The organism is Rhizobium sp. BK008 (assembly GCF_014197345.1).
Classification (GTDB): domain Bacteria; phylum Pseudomonadota; class Alphaproteobacteria; order Rhizobiales; family Rhizobiaceae; genus Rhizobium; species Rhizobium anhuiense.
In genome coordinates this window covers 243,171-257,192 of the sequence record NZ_JACIFK010000008.1, presented here as the reverse complement: position 1 = coordinate 257,192, position 14,022 = coordinate 243,171, and the positions used below count along the sequence as shown (strand labels likewise).

14 protein-coding genes are annotated in these 14,022 nt (G+C 62.2%); 8 read left to right on the top strand and 6 right to left on the bottom strand.

Going from position 1 to position 14,022, the window contains the following annotated elements; all coding sequences use genetic code 11:
* Positions 1-193: 193 nt before the first annotated feature.
* From odc2 to FHT69_RS27200, 4 genes are all read left to right on the top strand, one after another.
* The gene (odc2, locus tag FHT69_RS27215) at positions 194-1,327 is read left to right on the top strand and encodes an ornithine/lysine decarboxylase (RefSeq protein ID WP_016737287.1); all 1,134 of its coding nucleotides are present in this window, start codon (positions 194-196) and stop codon (positions 1,325-1,327) included.
* Between the two features lie 94 nt (positions 1,328-1,421).
* Positions 1,422-2,012, top strand: coding sequence for a GNAT family N-acetyltransferase (locus FHT69_RS27210; protein ID WP_028757641.1), 591 nt, complete (start codon positions 1,422-1,424; stop codon positions 2,010-2,012).
* Positions 2,013-2,240: 228 nt separating this feature from the next.
* Positions 2,241-3,269: a serine hydrolase gene (locus tag FHT69_RS27205; protein WP_183906236.1), complete on the top strand. Its 1,029-nt coding sequence runs from the start codon at positions 2,241-2,243 to the stop codon at positions 3,267-3,269.
* A 123-nt stretch (positions 3,270-3,392) separates the two neighbouring features.
* Positions 3,393-4,550 (top strand): GGDEF domain-containing protein, encoded by a 1,158-nt coding sequence (locus FHT69_RS27200; RefSeq protein ID WP_063475299.1) that lies wholly within the window; start codon positions 3,393-3,395, stop codon positions 4,548-4,550.
* Between the two features lie 31 nt (positions 4,551-4,581).
* Here FHT69_RS27200 and cysE read toward each other — a convergent pair whose 3' ends face one another.
* The 5 genes from cysE to FHT69_RS27175 form a co-directional block, all read right to left on the bottom strand.
* Positions 4,582-5,400 (bottom strand): serine O-acetyltransferase, encoded by an 819-nt coding sequence (cysE, locus tag FHT69_RS27195; RefSeq protein ID WP_063475300.1) that lies wholly within the window; start codon positions 5,398-5,400, stop codon positions 4,582-4,584.
* 89 nt (positions 5,401-5,489) lie between these two features.
* On the bottom strand, positions 5,490-5,987 hold the full coding sequence (locus FHT69_RS27190) for a GNAT family N-acetyltransferase (protein ID WP_063475301.1): 498 nt from the start codon (positions 5,985-5,987) through the stop codon (positions 5,490-5,492).
* 16 nt (positions 5,988-6,003) lie between these two features.
* Positions 6,004-6,993 (bottom strand): WD40 repeat domain-containing protein, encoded by a 990-nt coding sequence (locus FHT69_RS27185; protein WP_047616329.1) that lies wholly within the window; start codon positions 6,991-6,993, stop codon positions 6,004-6,006.
* Positions 6,993-8,087, bottom strand: coding sequence for a CobW family GTP-binding protein (locus FHT69_RS27180; RefSeq protein WP_047616331.1), 1,095 nt, complete (start codon positions 8,085-8,087; stop codon positions 6,993-6,995). Before FHT69_RS27180 ends, FHT69_RS27185 begins: the two co-directional genes overlap by 1 nt.
* Positions 8,088-8,234: 147 nt before the next feature.
* Positions 8,235-9,023 carry a creatininase family protein gene (locus FHT69_RS27175; protein ID WP_097595177.1) on the bottom strand — a complete coding sequence of 263 codons (789 nt, stop codon included), beginning with the start codon at positions 9,021-9,023 and terminating at the stop codon, positions 8,235-8,237.
* An 85-nt stretch (positions 9,024-9,108) separates the two neighbouring features.
* Here FHT69_RS27175 and FHT69_RS27170 point away from each other — a divergent pair, with 85 nt between their 5' ends.
* The 3 genes from FHT69_RS27170 (at position 9,109) to FHT69_RS27160 (ending at position 11,748) form a co-directional block, all read left to right on the top strand.
* Positions 9,109-9,621, top strand: a complete 513-nt coding sequence (locus FHT69_RS27170; protein WP_168332561.1) for a MarR family winged helix-turn-helix transcriptional regulator — start codon at positions 9,109-9,111, stop codon at positions 9,619-9,621.
* Between the two features lie 118 nt (positions 9,622-9,739).
* The gene (locus tag FHT69_RS27165) at positions 9,740-10,762 is read left to right on the top strand and encodes a LacI family DNA-binding transcriptional regulator (protein ID WP_003590238.1); all 1,023 of its coding nucleotides are present in this window, start codon (positions 9,740-9,742) and stop codon (positions 10,760-10,762) included.
* A gap of 29 nt (positions 10,763-10,791) precedes the next feature.
* On the top strand, positions 10,792-11,748 hold the full coding sequence (locus tag FHT69_RS27160; RefSeq protein ID WP_097595176.1) for a 2-hydroxyacid dehydrogenase: 957 nt from the start codon (positions 10,792-10,794) through the stop codon (positions 11,746-11,748).
* Between the two features lie 69 nt (positions 11,749-11,817).
* On the opposite strand, the gene FHT69_RS27155 is transcribed toward FHT69_RS27160, so the two are convergent.
* Complete coding sequence (locus FHT69_RS27155; protein WP_183906204.1) at positions 11,818-12,597, bottom strand: gamma-glutamyl-gamma-aminobutyrate hydrolase family protein; 780 nt, start codon at positions 12,595-12,597, stop codon at positions 11,818-11,820.
* A gap of 292 nt (positions 12,598-12,889) precedes the next feature.
* Between FHT69_RS27155 and FHT69_RS27150 the strand changes: the two genes are divergently transcribed.
* Positions 12,890-13,996 carry a TRAP transporter substrate-binding protein gene (locus tag FHT69_RS27150; protein ID WP_018243590.1) on the top strand — a complete coding sequence of 369 codons (1,107 nt, stop codon included), beginning with the start codon at positions 12,890-12,892 and terminating at the stop codon, positions 13,994-13,996.
* The last annotated feature ends 26 nt before the right edge of the window (positions 13,997-14,022 follow it).

Below are 14,022 nucleotides of genomic sequence, written 5' to 3'. Positions count from 1 at the left end.
GTTGGGATTCTCCCTCCAATCCATGGCAGACAAAGCCGAACTTACACCGCGTCCGCGGCGTTGGTTCACTATCCGCGCATCGAGCGCTTGCTATGGTTCCGGGGTCTCCACCGGCTGGTTCCAATGCGAGCTATCGTATGCCCTTTGTCCTCCGGTTCATGCCGGAGCTCTGGAATTGGAAGAGGGAATCGATATGACCACCCAGCGCATCCGCGACTTTCTCGCAACCCGACGTCCCGACGGTCCCTGCCTCGTGGTTGACCTCGACGTCGTTCGCGACAATTTCCACGCCTTCCGTCACGCCATGCCGGACAGCGCCATCTACTACGCCGTCAAGGCCAACCCGGCCCCGGAAGTGCTGAAGCTGCTTGCAGGCCTCGGCTCCAATTTCGATTGCGCATCCGTAGCCGAAATCGAAATGGCGCTCGAAGCCGGTGCGACCGCCGCCCGCATCTCCTACGGCAACACGATCAAGAAGGAACGTGACGTTGCCCGCGCGCATGCGCTCGGCGTCAGCCTCTTTGCGGTCGACAGCCACGAGGAAGTCGAGAAGATCTCGCGCGCCGCTCCCGGCGCCCGCGTCTTCTGCCGCGTGCTGACCGATGGCGAAGGCGCTGAATGGCCGCTGTCGCGCAAGTTCGGCTGCGTTCCGCAGATGGCCGTCGACGTTCTCGTCTACGCTCATCAGCTTGGCCTGCAGTCCTACGGCGTCTCGTTCCATGTCGGTTCCCAGATGACCAAGGTCGATGCCTGGGATTCGGCGCTCGCCGATGCCAAGCGTGTCTTCGTATCGCTTGCCAAGCAGGGCATCCACCTGCAGATGGTCAACATGGGCGGCGGCTTCCCGACCAAGTACCTGCGCGACGTTCCGTCCGCAGAAGCTTACGGCAAGTCGATCTACCAGGCGCTGCGCACGCATTTCGGCAACCAGATCCCGCAGACGATCATCGAGCCGGGCCGCGGCATGGTCGGCAATGCCGGTGTCATCAAGGCGGAAGTCGTTCTGATTTCGAAGAAGTCGGACAATGACGATGCCCGCTGGGTCTTCCTCGACATCGGCAAGTTCGGCGGTCTCGCCGAGACGATGGACGAAGCCATCCGCTATCCGATCCGCACGGAGCACGACGGCGACGAGATGGAGCCCTGCGTCATCGCCGGCCCGACCTGCGATTCGGCCGACGTGCTCTACGAGAAGAACCTCTATCCGCTGCCGATCTCCCTTTCGATCGGCGACGAGGTCCTGATCGAAGGCACCGGCGCCTATACGACGACCTATTCGGCGGTCGCTTTCAATGGTTTCGAACCGCTGAAGGCCTACGTCATCTGAGGTCGTTTCCGCCGGCCCCGTAACCAGCTGGGGCGGCAACTTCACAATTTTCCTTCATCGCCGCTGATAACGGTATTGGGTACGGGAGGCCAAGATGGCCGCTGTTCTTGATTCTGTCCGCGCATTCTTTGCGCCCACCACTTTCACCATCGACGCCGAGAATCCCTCGGATGTCGTTGCTCGCGAAAACCTGCTCGACCGCGTCATGGGCGCGGATCGCCGCAAGAAATCGTCGGAGAAGATCCGCCGTAACCGCGTCCCGGCCGAGGGTCTTGCGCTCGTCGCGCGTGACCGCGACGGCCGGATCATCGGTACGGTGCGGCTCTGGAACATCGAGGCCGGCGTCAATGACGAAGGTACGCCGATCAATGCGCTGCTGCTCGGGCCGCTTGCCGTTGCCTCGCAACATGGCGGCAAGGGCATCGGTGCGGCGCTGATGCGGGCTGCGATCCTTGAAGCGAAGAACCGCGGGCATGGCGCCGTCCTGCTCGTCGGCGATGCTGCCTATTACGAGCGTTTCGGCTTTTTTGCCGAAAAGGCTCGCCATCTTGTCATGCCGGGTCCGTTCGAACGCTCGCGCTTTCTTGCGCTCGAGCTCACGGAAGGCTGGCTTGACGGCGCGGCCGGCATGATCGTCCCCTCGGGGCGCATGCTGGCCAGCGCGCCGGTTCGCCGCGCGGCCTGAGCTGTGTCGATGGGTCGGTCGGGGTTGGACGTCCTTTCGCCGTCCGGCAATATCCGCGCCGCTTGACCATGGAGGCAGGCGGGCCTGTCGTGGTTGCGGCGCGGATTATTCTTTTGGGCGCGAGCCCAGCTGCGGTCACCTGGGTAAGCATCGCGCGCGGAAACACAATCGCGTGAAAAGTGCCGCAGTCACGCGAACATGGCGCGGCGATATCCTATCTTGCGCCAGATGATCCGTCTTCTCTCCCTTCTGCTTCTCTTCTGCATGCCGCTTGCAGCGGCGGAATTGGCGGTTGCCCAGAGCACGGCTTCCACCGCCGGTGGGCTTGGGCCGCGTCTCGATCGAGTGGCGACCGATCCTGCGATGCGGCCTCTAAAGACGGTGATTGTTGCTCGCGATGGGCGTGTGCTTACCGAACGCGGATTTCATGGTCATTCGCCGGCGGAATCGACCAATATCAAATCCGCTTCGAAATCGATCATTTCGGCGCTGGTCGGTATCGCCATCGACAAAGGCCTGCTTTCGGGGCCGGATCAGAAGATCGCGCCGATCCTGAAGGTCGATCTCCCGCTAACGCCGGATCCGCGCCTCAACGACATCACCATCGGCAATCTTCTCTCCATGCAAGCCGGGCTCGATCGCATGTCGGGGGCGAACTACGGCCGCTGGGTTTCCTCGCGCAACTGGGTACGTTTTGCGCTCTCGCAGCCTTTCGTCGATCAGCCCGGTGGCGAGATGCTCTATTCCACCGCGTCCACGCATCTGCTCTCGGCCATTCTCACGAAGGTCAGCCGGCGGTCGACGCTGGCCTTGGCGCAGGAATGGCTCGGTCCGGTCGATGGTTTCCGCATCGGCGCATGGGAGCGCGATCCGCAGGGCATCTATCTCGGTGGCAATCAGATGGCGATGAGCGCCCGGTCCCTGCTTGCCTTCGGTGAACTCTATCGCAACGGCGGCAAGACTGCCGACGGCCGCCAGATCGTATCTGCCGACTGGATCTCCCAGTCGTGGCAGCCTCGCACCAACTCGCGCTTCTCCGGCGATGCATATGGCTATGGCTGGTTCACGCGGCAGATCGGCGGCGAAGAGGTGCATTTCGCCTGGGGTTACGGCGGGCAGATGCTCTACATCGTCCCGTCGCTCGATCTCACCGTCGTCATGACTTCGGAAGAGAGCGGTCCGTCTGCCCGAAACGGCTACCGGGATCTGTTGCATGGTCTGTTGGCTGATATCATCGGCACGGTGCGGGCCGCCTGACGGCAGCATCCCTTGAATTGTGCTGCAGCGGAAAAACCGCGATCGTTAAAGTCTTAGCGAAGCCTCCAATCAAACCGCAAAGCGCTTGCTGTAGCTTCCCCGCCAGAACTTCGGGAAAGCGCCATGTTGCTGGATCTCAGGACAATCTATTTCATTGTTGCCGTGAGTTGCTTCGTACTGGGCATTCTCCAGCTTGCAGCCTATGCGACCGGTCGCTTTGAGCGGTGGCCGCTCTGGTGGGGCTTGAGCAACCTTCTTGTCGGCATCGGGTCTTTCCTCGTCGCGTTGCGCAATCTCGTTCCCTATTCGGTCTCGATCGACGGCGGCAATATCGTCACCATCGCCGGCTACATGCTGATGTTCTTTGCCGTACGCGTGTTTTCGGGGCGAGCGCTCGACCAGCGTTCTTTCTGGTTGGCCATCTTGCTCGTCAGCGTGCCTGTCGTGCTCATCGTCAGCGATCCCTCGGCGGTATCGGCGAGGCTCCTCTACGTCTCGGTCATCTGCTGCCTCTGTGATCTTGCCGTCGCAAGGGAGGCAATCAGCATTGTCCGGCGCGAGAGGCTTTATTCGGCAGCCCTGCTTGTCGGCCTCTATGTCTGCACTGCCGCGATCTTTGCGGCTCGCAGCATTCTCGCGGCGACCGGCGAGATCGGCGGGCCGGATCCTTTCGGCGCCAATGTGGTCCATAGCTGGATGGCGGTATCGGCGGTCGCGTTCATCATGCTCCGCAGCATGGCGATGGTGCTGATGGCCGCCGAGCGCAGCCGAAATCAGCTGATGGAACTCGCGCACCACGATCCGCTGACCGGCGCGCTCAATCGCGGCGGCCTTGCGCAGCGTCTGCCCGCTCTCGGTTCTCAGCCGGCATCGCTGCTCATCATCGATATCGATCATTTCAAGCAGTTGAACGACCGGCATGGCCACGCCGCCGGCGACGATATCCTGCAGCTTTTCGCCCGTGTTGCGAGAGGCATCATGGGGTCCGGCGATCTGCTCGCCCGTCAAGGCGGGGATGAGTTCCTGGCGGTGCTGAAAAATATTTCCTGCGAAGATGCGGTGGCGATTGCCGAGCGCATCCGTCTCACCTTCGCCGCCGCCGTCATGCAGCGGCCGGATCTGGCGATCTTTCCGACGCTCAGCATCGGCGTTGCCGCGCGTCGGGAAAACGATGAAGATTTTGAACGGCTGATGCAGAAGGCGGATGAGGCGCTCTATCGTTCGAAGCGCGAAGGCCGCAACCGGGTCGAAGCCTTCGGAGAGAATCAGCAGGCCGCGTAGGATCGGGCGAATTCCCCATCTCAGAGCGACCCTAGATATTCTGATCCATCGTCTCGGCCGGGATTTCGTCGGCGCGGTGGACGCGCACGAGCGTTGCCGGCACGCCGGCGACCGTGCAATGGGTGGGCACCGGCTTCAGCACGACGCTGCCGGCGGCGACCTTGCTGAAGGCGCCGATTTCGATATTGCCGAGGATCTTGGCGCCCGCGCCGATCATCACGCCGTGGCGGATCTTCGGGTGGCGATCGCCGGTCTCCTTGCCGGTGCCGCCGAGCGTGACGTTCTGCAGGATCGACACTTCGTCCTCGATGACAGCCGTTTCGCCGATGACGATGCCCGAACCATGGTCGAGCATGATCGACGCGCCGATCGTTGCTGCCGGATGGATATCCGGGCCGAAGACCAGCGAAACCAGATTGGCGAGCCAGCTGGCGATCTCCGGCCGGCCGGCGATCCACAGCGCATGGGCGATGCGGTGCGTCTGCAGCGCATGAAAGCCCTTGAGATTGAGAAGTGCGTGCAGAAATGTCGTGCAGGCCGGATCGCGTTCGCGCACGGCGATGAGATCGGCCTCGACCTGCCGCATGATATCGTCGTTCAATGTGGATCGGATGAGATCGAAGATATCCCCCGTTTCCACCTGCGCCACCGAAAGCCGGGCGGCCAGCACGCGGGCGATGATATCCTCATTGCCGGCGGTGTCCGTCACCTGCGCGGCCAGCAGCCGCTGCAATATCGGTTCGCGTGCGGCAAGCTCGGCCGCTTCGGCGCGGATCACCGCCCAGACGGATGCGCCGCCCAAAGCCTGCGTCTGTTGCTCGGCCAAACCGAGGCCGGTTGATTTCGGCATTTCCGTTTCCTCTGTCAGCCAGGCGCCGGCGCAAGCGCTTGCTGCGTGGTTCATGTTTCGCCCGGGCAAGGCATTTGGCAAGCTTTATTCTAGTTGCTGGACGGTTGCAGGGCCGGTGTCAGCGTCGGACGCCGGCGCCAATGATAGAGCACATCCGGCTCTCTTTCCTCGTTATCGGCACCGTCGGTCTCCTCCTCGGCGGTAAAGCCGTGTTTCTCGTAGAAAGCGCGTGCACCGATATTGCGCCGGAACGTCCAGAGCCTGATCTCGTCCATCTCCTCCTTGGCGCGGCCGAGAAGCAGAGAGCCGATGCCCATGCCCTGAAAGCCGGGAAGGATGTAAAGCTGCTCTATCCAGTTGTCGCCATAGGCGATGACGCCGACCAGCCGGTTGGCCATGGCAGCACCTAAGATGGTGCAGTTCGGCAGCAGATGCATGCGCCAATACTGCTCTTCTTCGGCCGGCGTATGCAGGTCCGGCAGCCAGGGCAGCCGCTGCCACAAGGAGACACGTCTGATACCGGCGGCCGCCTGCATGTGGTCGGCCGCGAGCGCCACGATGTCCGGCTCGATCGAAATGTCATTCATCGCCGGCTATGTGGCCTCAAGCCGAAATATCGATGACGCCGCAATCGCCGGCTTCGGAGGCGAAGGCAAGCAGCTTGCCGTTTTTGCTCCAGCTCATCGCCGTGATCGCCCCCTTGCCGGGGCGGCGCAGCAGCGCCTCCTTGCTGTCGGCAATGCGCACGGCCAGGATCATGCCGTCGATGAAGCCGATGGCGAGGATGTCCTCGAGCGGATGGAATTTTACGGCGGTCGCCATGATATTGGCGCGGGTGCCGAGTTCCAGCGGTGCCTTGCCCATCGGCCCGTCCTTGCCCTGGAAGGGCCAGACGATTGCCGCCGGCGCGCCCGAAGAGGCGAGCCATTTGCCCTTGACCGACCAGGAGAGCGATTTGACCTTGGCGGGGTAACCGGTCATGCGCATGTGGCGGGCCTCAGCGCCGGGCTTGATGTCGAGCTTCCAGCCGTGCAGCGCGTTTTCCTGCATCGAGGTGACGAGGAAATTACCATCCGGCGAGAAGGTGACGCCGGTATGCGCACCCTTCCATTCCAGATCGACCGGCTTGGCGTTCATGCCGATCCAATGCAGCGACACACCGTTGTAGCGCGCGGCCGCAATCCGCAGGCCTTTCGGCGCAAAGGCCAGGCCTTCGACCGTGCGCTCTTCGGGGAATTCCTTGGTCGTGCCGTCGGCAAGGCGGACGAGCGAACTCTTGCCGTAGGAATAGGCAACGGCACCCTGCGGGCCGGCTGCGACCTGCGAAATCCACTTGCGCGGCGCGGTGGCGATCTCGCTGACGCTACCGTCGGCGGCAATGCGCAGCACCTTACCGTCCTCGCCGCCCGAGATCAGACTCTCGCTATAGGGATCGCGGATGACGGTGAGCATGCCCTGATGGGCTTCGGAAACCCTGTCGCCGCCGTCCAGCCGGTGGAATGTACCGTTTGCGGTTGCGAAGAAGGGAACATCACCTAAAAATTCGACGGCCAGAACGTGGCCGTCGAGATCAAGCGGTGCAACTGTCGGCATCAGGCGGCTGCCTCACAGGCCTTGAAGGAGGCTTCAAGCTTTGCGCGATCAAGATCGCGGCCGATGAAGACGAGACGGCTCTCGTGCTTCTCGCCTTCCTTCCACGGCCGCTGGTGATCCCCCTCGATGATCATGTGCACGCCCTGAACGACGTAGCGCTCGGGATCGTCCTTGAAGGCGATGATGCCCTTGAGACGCAGAATATTAGGCCCCTGTGTCTGGGTAATCTTCTGGATCCAGGGGAAGAAACGCTCCGGATTCATCTGGCCGCCGCGCAGCGACACCGACTGCACGGTGATATCGTGGATCGCCGACATCGCACCATGATGATGATCGTGGTGATGGTCATGACCGTGATGATCATGATGATCGTGGTCATGATGGTGGTGGTCGTGATCACAATCGGGGCCGCAGACATGGTCGTCATGGCCGTGCTCCAGGAAATGCGGATCGTTTTCGAGCGCGCGCTCCAGGTTGAAGGCGCCCTGGTCGAGCACGCGGGCGAGATCGACGCCGGAGCGGCTGGTCTTGTAGACGCGGGCGGCCGGGTTGATGGCGCGGACGATGTCCTCGATCACATCAAGTTCTTCCGGGGTCACGAGGTCGCTCTTGTTGATGATGACGACGTCGGCGAAGGCGATCTGGTCTTCGGCTTCGCGGCTGTCCTTCAGACGCAACGGCAGGTGCTTGGCGTCGACGAGGGCGACGACGGCGTCGAGCTCGGTCTTGGCGCGCACATCGTCATCCATGAAGAAGGTCTGGGCGACCGGGACCGGATCGGCAAGGCCCGTCGTCTCGACGATGATTCCGTCGAAGCGGCCGGGGCGGCGCATCAGGCCTTCGACGACGCGGATCAGGTCGCCGCGCACCGTGCAACAGACGCAGCCATTGTTCATCTCGTAGATTTCCTCGTCCGACTCGACGATCAGGTCGTTGTCGATGCCGATTTCGCCGAACTCGTTGACGATGACCGCATATTTCTTGCCGTGATTTTCGGACAGGATGCGGTTGAGCAAGGTCGTCTTGCCGGCGCCGAGATAACCGGTGAGCACGGTAACGGGAATAGGCTTCTGGGTGGAGATCGCGTCGGTCATGAGAACCTCTAGGATTAGGCGTGCGGCCGAGCGGCTGGGATCGGCTGCTTGAACGGTTGGTCTCATATAATGGCTTGGGCGTGGCAGTTCAAAGGGTTTTATAATGTTATAAGATCACATCGTCTGGCCGGTGCAGGTGACGCATCTTCATCGGAGTTGCGTGACGTCGAATGCATCGACATCTTCGAGCAATTCCGCCAGTCCCTTCACCGCGTGGGTAATCAGCGCTTCACCCTTTTCTGCCGTCGCGGCCGCGGCGTTGCCTGCTGCGCCTGCGGTATTGAGATCCGACATCTTCCAGCCGAAGGCGTGCGGCCCGTAGGCGCGCAGATGTTTGAAACGCGCGGCAAACTCCGTCTGCCGCGAGGAAAAGTCCGCCGCCTTCGCCATATCAACCTTGTCGGGATGAAGCGCCAGCATCACCGAGGTCTCGATATCGCCGCCATGGATACCGATCGCCTTTTCCTCCTGCGCGACCACGCCGTCGGGCACGCCGAAGCGGGTCCAGCTCGTCGCCACCGCCAGCATGGCAAAGCGGATCCGCGCCTCGGTCGCGACGATTGATATCAAGGGCGAATTGCCGCCATGGGCGTTCAGCATCACGAATTTGCGGATGCCCTGCTTCGCCAAGCGTTCAGCGATGCCGAGCCAGCGGTTCACCGCTTCGTCGAAAGCCAGCGACTTCGTTCCTTCAACATCCATATGCTCTATGGAATAGCCGACGGATTCGGCGGGCAGAAAGGTGACCGGCCGGCCGGCAGGCAAGGCCATCTTCAATCGTCCGGCGATACCTTCGGCAATCAGCGTGTCGGTTTCAAAGGGCAGGTGAGGGCCGTGCTGTTCATGGGCGCCGAGCGGCAGCACGGCGATCAGACGGCCTCCGTCCGGGGCAAAGGCCGGGTTGCTGTCCTCGAAGCGCGGCGAAGGCGTCATCATCCGGTCGTAGCCTCTTGTTTATGACGAGATCCTGGGCAATGTCATATCGCAGCGGCGCCGGGGCTTAAAGATCAAAGGGATGGCTATGGGAAAGAAGCACAAGGACGGCAAAAAGAACAAGTCCAAGAAAAAGGACCAGACCGAGTATTCGCTCGTCGATCTCTCTCCGGCGCTCACCCAGGCGGCGCGTTCCATGCGTACGGTGCTGTCGCGCAACCTGCTTGAAAGCGGCCTCTATGCCGGCCAGGACGGCGTCATTCTCGCGCTTGCCGAGAGCGACGGCATGACGGCTGGCGGCCTTGCCCAGAAGCTCGGCGTCAAGGCGCCGACGATGACGCGCACGATCGGCCGCATGGAGGCGCAGGGCTTCCTCGAGCGCAAGCCCGATGCCGAGGATGCCCGCCTCACCAAGGTCTATCTCACTGAACTCGGCCGCGGCAGCGTGCAGGGGATCGAGATGGCGGCTTCGGCCTGCGACAAGCTGGCGACGCAGGAGTTTTCCGAAAAGGAAATCCGCAATCTCGTCCGCCTGCTGAAGGCGATCGATGCCAATCTGCAGGCCGAAGCCATTCATATCGAAGAACCGGACGAAGACTGAAATTTCCCTGAAAGACGAATTGCTTCCGCCGATTAAATCTTTTAATTAAACATTTTAAGGGCCGCGCCGGCTTCCGGCGGGGTCTTGCCTGTCTTGCGTGCTGCCTGGAGGAGGACACGTGGTCCAGAAAATCAAGCTTTCGACAATCGCCGAAACACTCGGCATTTCAACGGCGACCGTATCGCTTGCCTTACGCGACAGCCCGCTCGTCGCCGGCAATACCCGGGAGAAAATCAAGGAACAGGCGCGCGCGCTCGGCTATATCTACAATCGCCGCGCCGCCAGCCTTCGCACCTCGCGCTCCGGCATTATCGGCGTCGTCGTCCACGACATCATGAACCCCTTCTATGGGGAGATCCTGAAGGCGATCGAAAGCGAGCTTGACCGCAGCCGCCACACCTTCATCCTGTCCAACCATTACGACAATGTCGAGAAGCAGCGCACCTTCATCGAGACGCTTCTGCAGCTCGGCGGCGACGGCGTCATCATGTCGCCGGCGATCGGTACGCCGCCTGAGGACGTGCAACTGGCGGAAGAAAACGGCATGCCGGCGATCCTGGTCGCCCGCTCGATGGAAGGGCAGGACCTGCCGACCTATCGCGGTGACGACAGCTACGGGATCTCGCTTGCCACCAATCACCTGATCGGCCTCGGCCACCGCTCGATTGCCATGATCGGCGGCACGGACCAGACATCCACCGGCCGCGATCGTTACCAGGGTTATGTCAATGCGCTGCGCAAGGCCGGCATCGAGGTCGATCCGAACCTGCGCATTCCCGGCCCGCGCTCGAAGCAGGGCGGGTTCGAGGCCGCCGTACATTTCCTGTCGCTGCCGCAGAAGCCGACGGCGGCCGTCTGCTGGAACGATCTCGTGGCGATCGGTCTGATGAACGGCATTGCGCGCGCCGGCCTGGTGCCCGGACGCGATATTTCCGTCACCGGTTACGACGATCTCGAGGAAGCCTCGATCGCCACTCCGGCGCTGACGACTGTTTGGAACGGCCAGACCGAAGTCGGGCGCCTGGCCGCCCGGGCGCTGCTCGATCGCCTTGCCGGCAGCCACGAGCCTGACGGCATGCATCTGATCAAACCGGAAATGCGCATTCGCCAATCCACCAGTCCCCATCGGCCCCGCGCTTGAACCAAGACCGTCATCCAAGAGGAAAAGCCATGTCCCGCATTGCCATTCTCGTCCCTGGGAAGATACACGAGCGTGTTCTCGAAAGGCTGAAGGATCGTTTTGATATCATCGCCGTCGCACGCGAGGAAAGGCTTGCGCTTGAGGGCGAGACCGCCGGCCGTATCCGCGGCGTCGCCGTTTCCGGCCCGTTTCCGGGCGCTTGGATGGACCAACTGCCTGGAGTCGAGGTGGTCGCCAATTTCGGTGTCGGTTATGACGGCGTCGATGTGAAACATGCTGCCGAGAAAGGCATCGTCGTCACCAATACGCCTGATGTCCTGAACGACGAGGTCGCCGATACGGCGATCGGCCTGCTGCTGAATACGGTCCGCGAGTTGCCGCGGGCCGAAGCCTGGCTGCGGGCGGGCAACTGGAAGCCGGGCACTGCCTATCCGCTGTCGCGCTTCTCGCTCAAGGGCCGCCATGTCGGGCTTTATGGTCTTGGCCGCATCGGGCTCGAAATCGCCAAGCGGCTCGAGCCGTTCAAGGTGAAGATCAGTTATCACACGCGGTCGCGCCATGCCGATGTGGCCTACGATTATCACCCGACATTGAAGGGGCTGGCGGAAGCGGTGGATACGCTGATCGCGATCGTTCCGAAGACGCCGCAAACGCACAAGACGATCGATGCCGATATTCTGGCCGCACTCGGCCCGAACGGCATTCTCGTCAATGTCGGTCGCGGCTGGACGGTGGACGAGCAGGCGCTGAGTGCTGCCCTCGCTTCCGGCGCGCTCGGAGCGGCCGGCCTCGACGTTTTCTATGAAGAGCCGACCGTGCCGGCCGACTTGCTGGAGCCGGCCAATGCCGTGCTGCTGCCGCACGTCGCCTCCGCGTCGGTGCCGACGCGCAATGCGATGGCCGATCTCGTCGCTGACAATCTCATCGCCTGGTTCGAGAACGGTGCGGCGCTGACGCCGGTGCCGGAGACGCCGCAGAAGGCTTAGGCGTGTCGCATCGACTCTGCGGCCGGCTCAAGCGCGCTGTCTAACGCACGGCGCGTCGGCGCCGCAGCATCAGGCGATTGCCTGCGCGGGGATGGCTGGCAGCTTGCCGGCGGCATAGGCGCGGACGGCGTCGCCGAAAGCGGCGAACAGCTTGTTCGAAGGCTTGTCGGTTTCAGCCCAATATTCCGGATGCCATTGCACGCCGACGGCGAAGGCCTTGGCGTCGATGACGGAAACGGCTTCCACCGTGCCGTCCTCGGCGGTCGCTTCCACCTGCAGGCGCGGGGCGGTCCTGGCAATCGCCTGGCGATGCAGGGAATTCACGCGGACCTCGCCCGGGCCGAGAATGCCGGCGATGCAGGATCCTTCCTTGACATGGACGCTCTGGCGAACGGCGTACATGCCGTCCCGGTCGACGCCTTCCGGCCGGCGATGGTCCCAGATGCCGGGCTGCTCCTGGATCTCGCTTGCCAGCGAGCCGCCGAGGGCGACATTCAGCTCCTGGATGCCGCGGCAGATGGCGAGCATCGGGATGGCGCGGTCGATGGCGCGGCGGATGAGCGGCAGGCTGGTGGCGTCGCGGGCAGGGTCGAAAGGGCCGTCCTTGTCACTCGCCTCGGCGCCGTAGAGCGAGGGATGAACATTGCTGGCCGAGCCGGAAACCAGCAGGCCGTCGACGCGGTCGAGAATCGCGTCGGTATCGTAGCCTTCCTCGAAAGCGGGGATGATGAAGGCCATGACGCCCGCCGCATTCAATGCAGCACGCAGATACTGATGCTGCGCGGCGTGCCAGGTGGCGCCGTCGAAGCTACGGATATCGGCAGGAATGGCAACGATCGGTTTCTTCATATCAGCCCCGGTCAAAAATCTTATGCTGGTCATTTCTGCCGCCAGAACAGCCGTCAAGTCAACGTTTGGCTGTATCAGCCAGGCAAATTGCGGCGGAGGCGGTGCCGCCGCTGGCGTTTGCCGCTAAGCCGCTGATTCTGATGGGTACGTGTGCGCCGTCCTATTGCCATCTTGATGCCAAAGGCTAATAGACTAAAGCTTGAATCGCGGCCACTGCCATGCTTAGCTTTGCCCTCGCTGCGGGTAGGGGTGAAGACTGGCCGCGCAGTGCCATCTATATGGGAGGTTTTTGATGGATCGTCGTTCGTTTTTCAAGAAGGCGGGAACCGCCAGCGCCGGTGCGGTCGCCGCAACGGCATTGGCAGCGCCTGCGATCGCGCAGGAGAATCCGAAGATCGCGTGGCGCATGACATCGTCGTTTCCGAAGAGCTTGGATACGATCTATGGCGGAGCCGAGGATATCGCCAAGCATGTTGCCGCCGCCACCGACGGCAATTTCACGATCCAGCCCTTTGCGGCCGGTGAAATCGTGCCGGGCCTGCAGGCCGTCGATGCCGTCGCCGCCGGTACGGTCGAGGCAGCCCACACCACCTCCTATTATTTCGTCGGCAAGGACCCGACCTATGCCATCGGAACGGCCATTCCGTTCGGCCTGAACAGCCGCCTGACCAATGCCTGGTATTATGAAGGCAACGGCAACAAGCTGATGAACGAATTCTATGCCACACAGGGCATGTATGCGCTGCCGGCCGGCAATACCGGTGCGCAGATGGGCGGCTGGTTCCGCAAGGAAATCAATACGCTCGACGACCTCAAGGGCGTCAAGATGCGCATTGCCGGCCTTGCCGGCCGTGTCATGGAAAAGGTCGGCGTGATCCCGCAGCAGATCGCCGGCGGCGACATCTATCCGGCACTGGAAAAAGGCACGATCGATGCGGCCGAATTCGTCGGTCCCTATGACGACCTGAAGCTCGGCTTCCACAAGGTGGCGAAGTACTACTATTATCCGGGCTGGTGGGAAGGTGGCCCGACGGTGCACGGATTCTTCAATCTCGAAAAATGGAGCAGCCTGCCCAAGCATTATCAGGCAGCCCTGACCGATGCCTGCGCCTTCGCCAACACCAATATGCTGGCGAAGTACGACACGAAGAACCCGACGGCGCTGAAGCAGCTCGTTGCGGAAGGCGCGACGCTGCGCCCGTTCAGCCAGGAGATCATGGAAGCATGCTTCCAGGCTGCGACCGGCATCTACAGCGAAATCTCGGGCACCAACCAGTATTTCAAGAAGATCTACGACGATCAGACCGCCTTCAAGCGGGATGCCTATCTCTGGATGCAGCTTTCGGAATACACCTTCGACACGTTCATGATGATCCAGCAGCGGGCTGGGAAGCTTTAAGCTTTCCGCCGGCAAGCTCGGCAGTT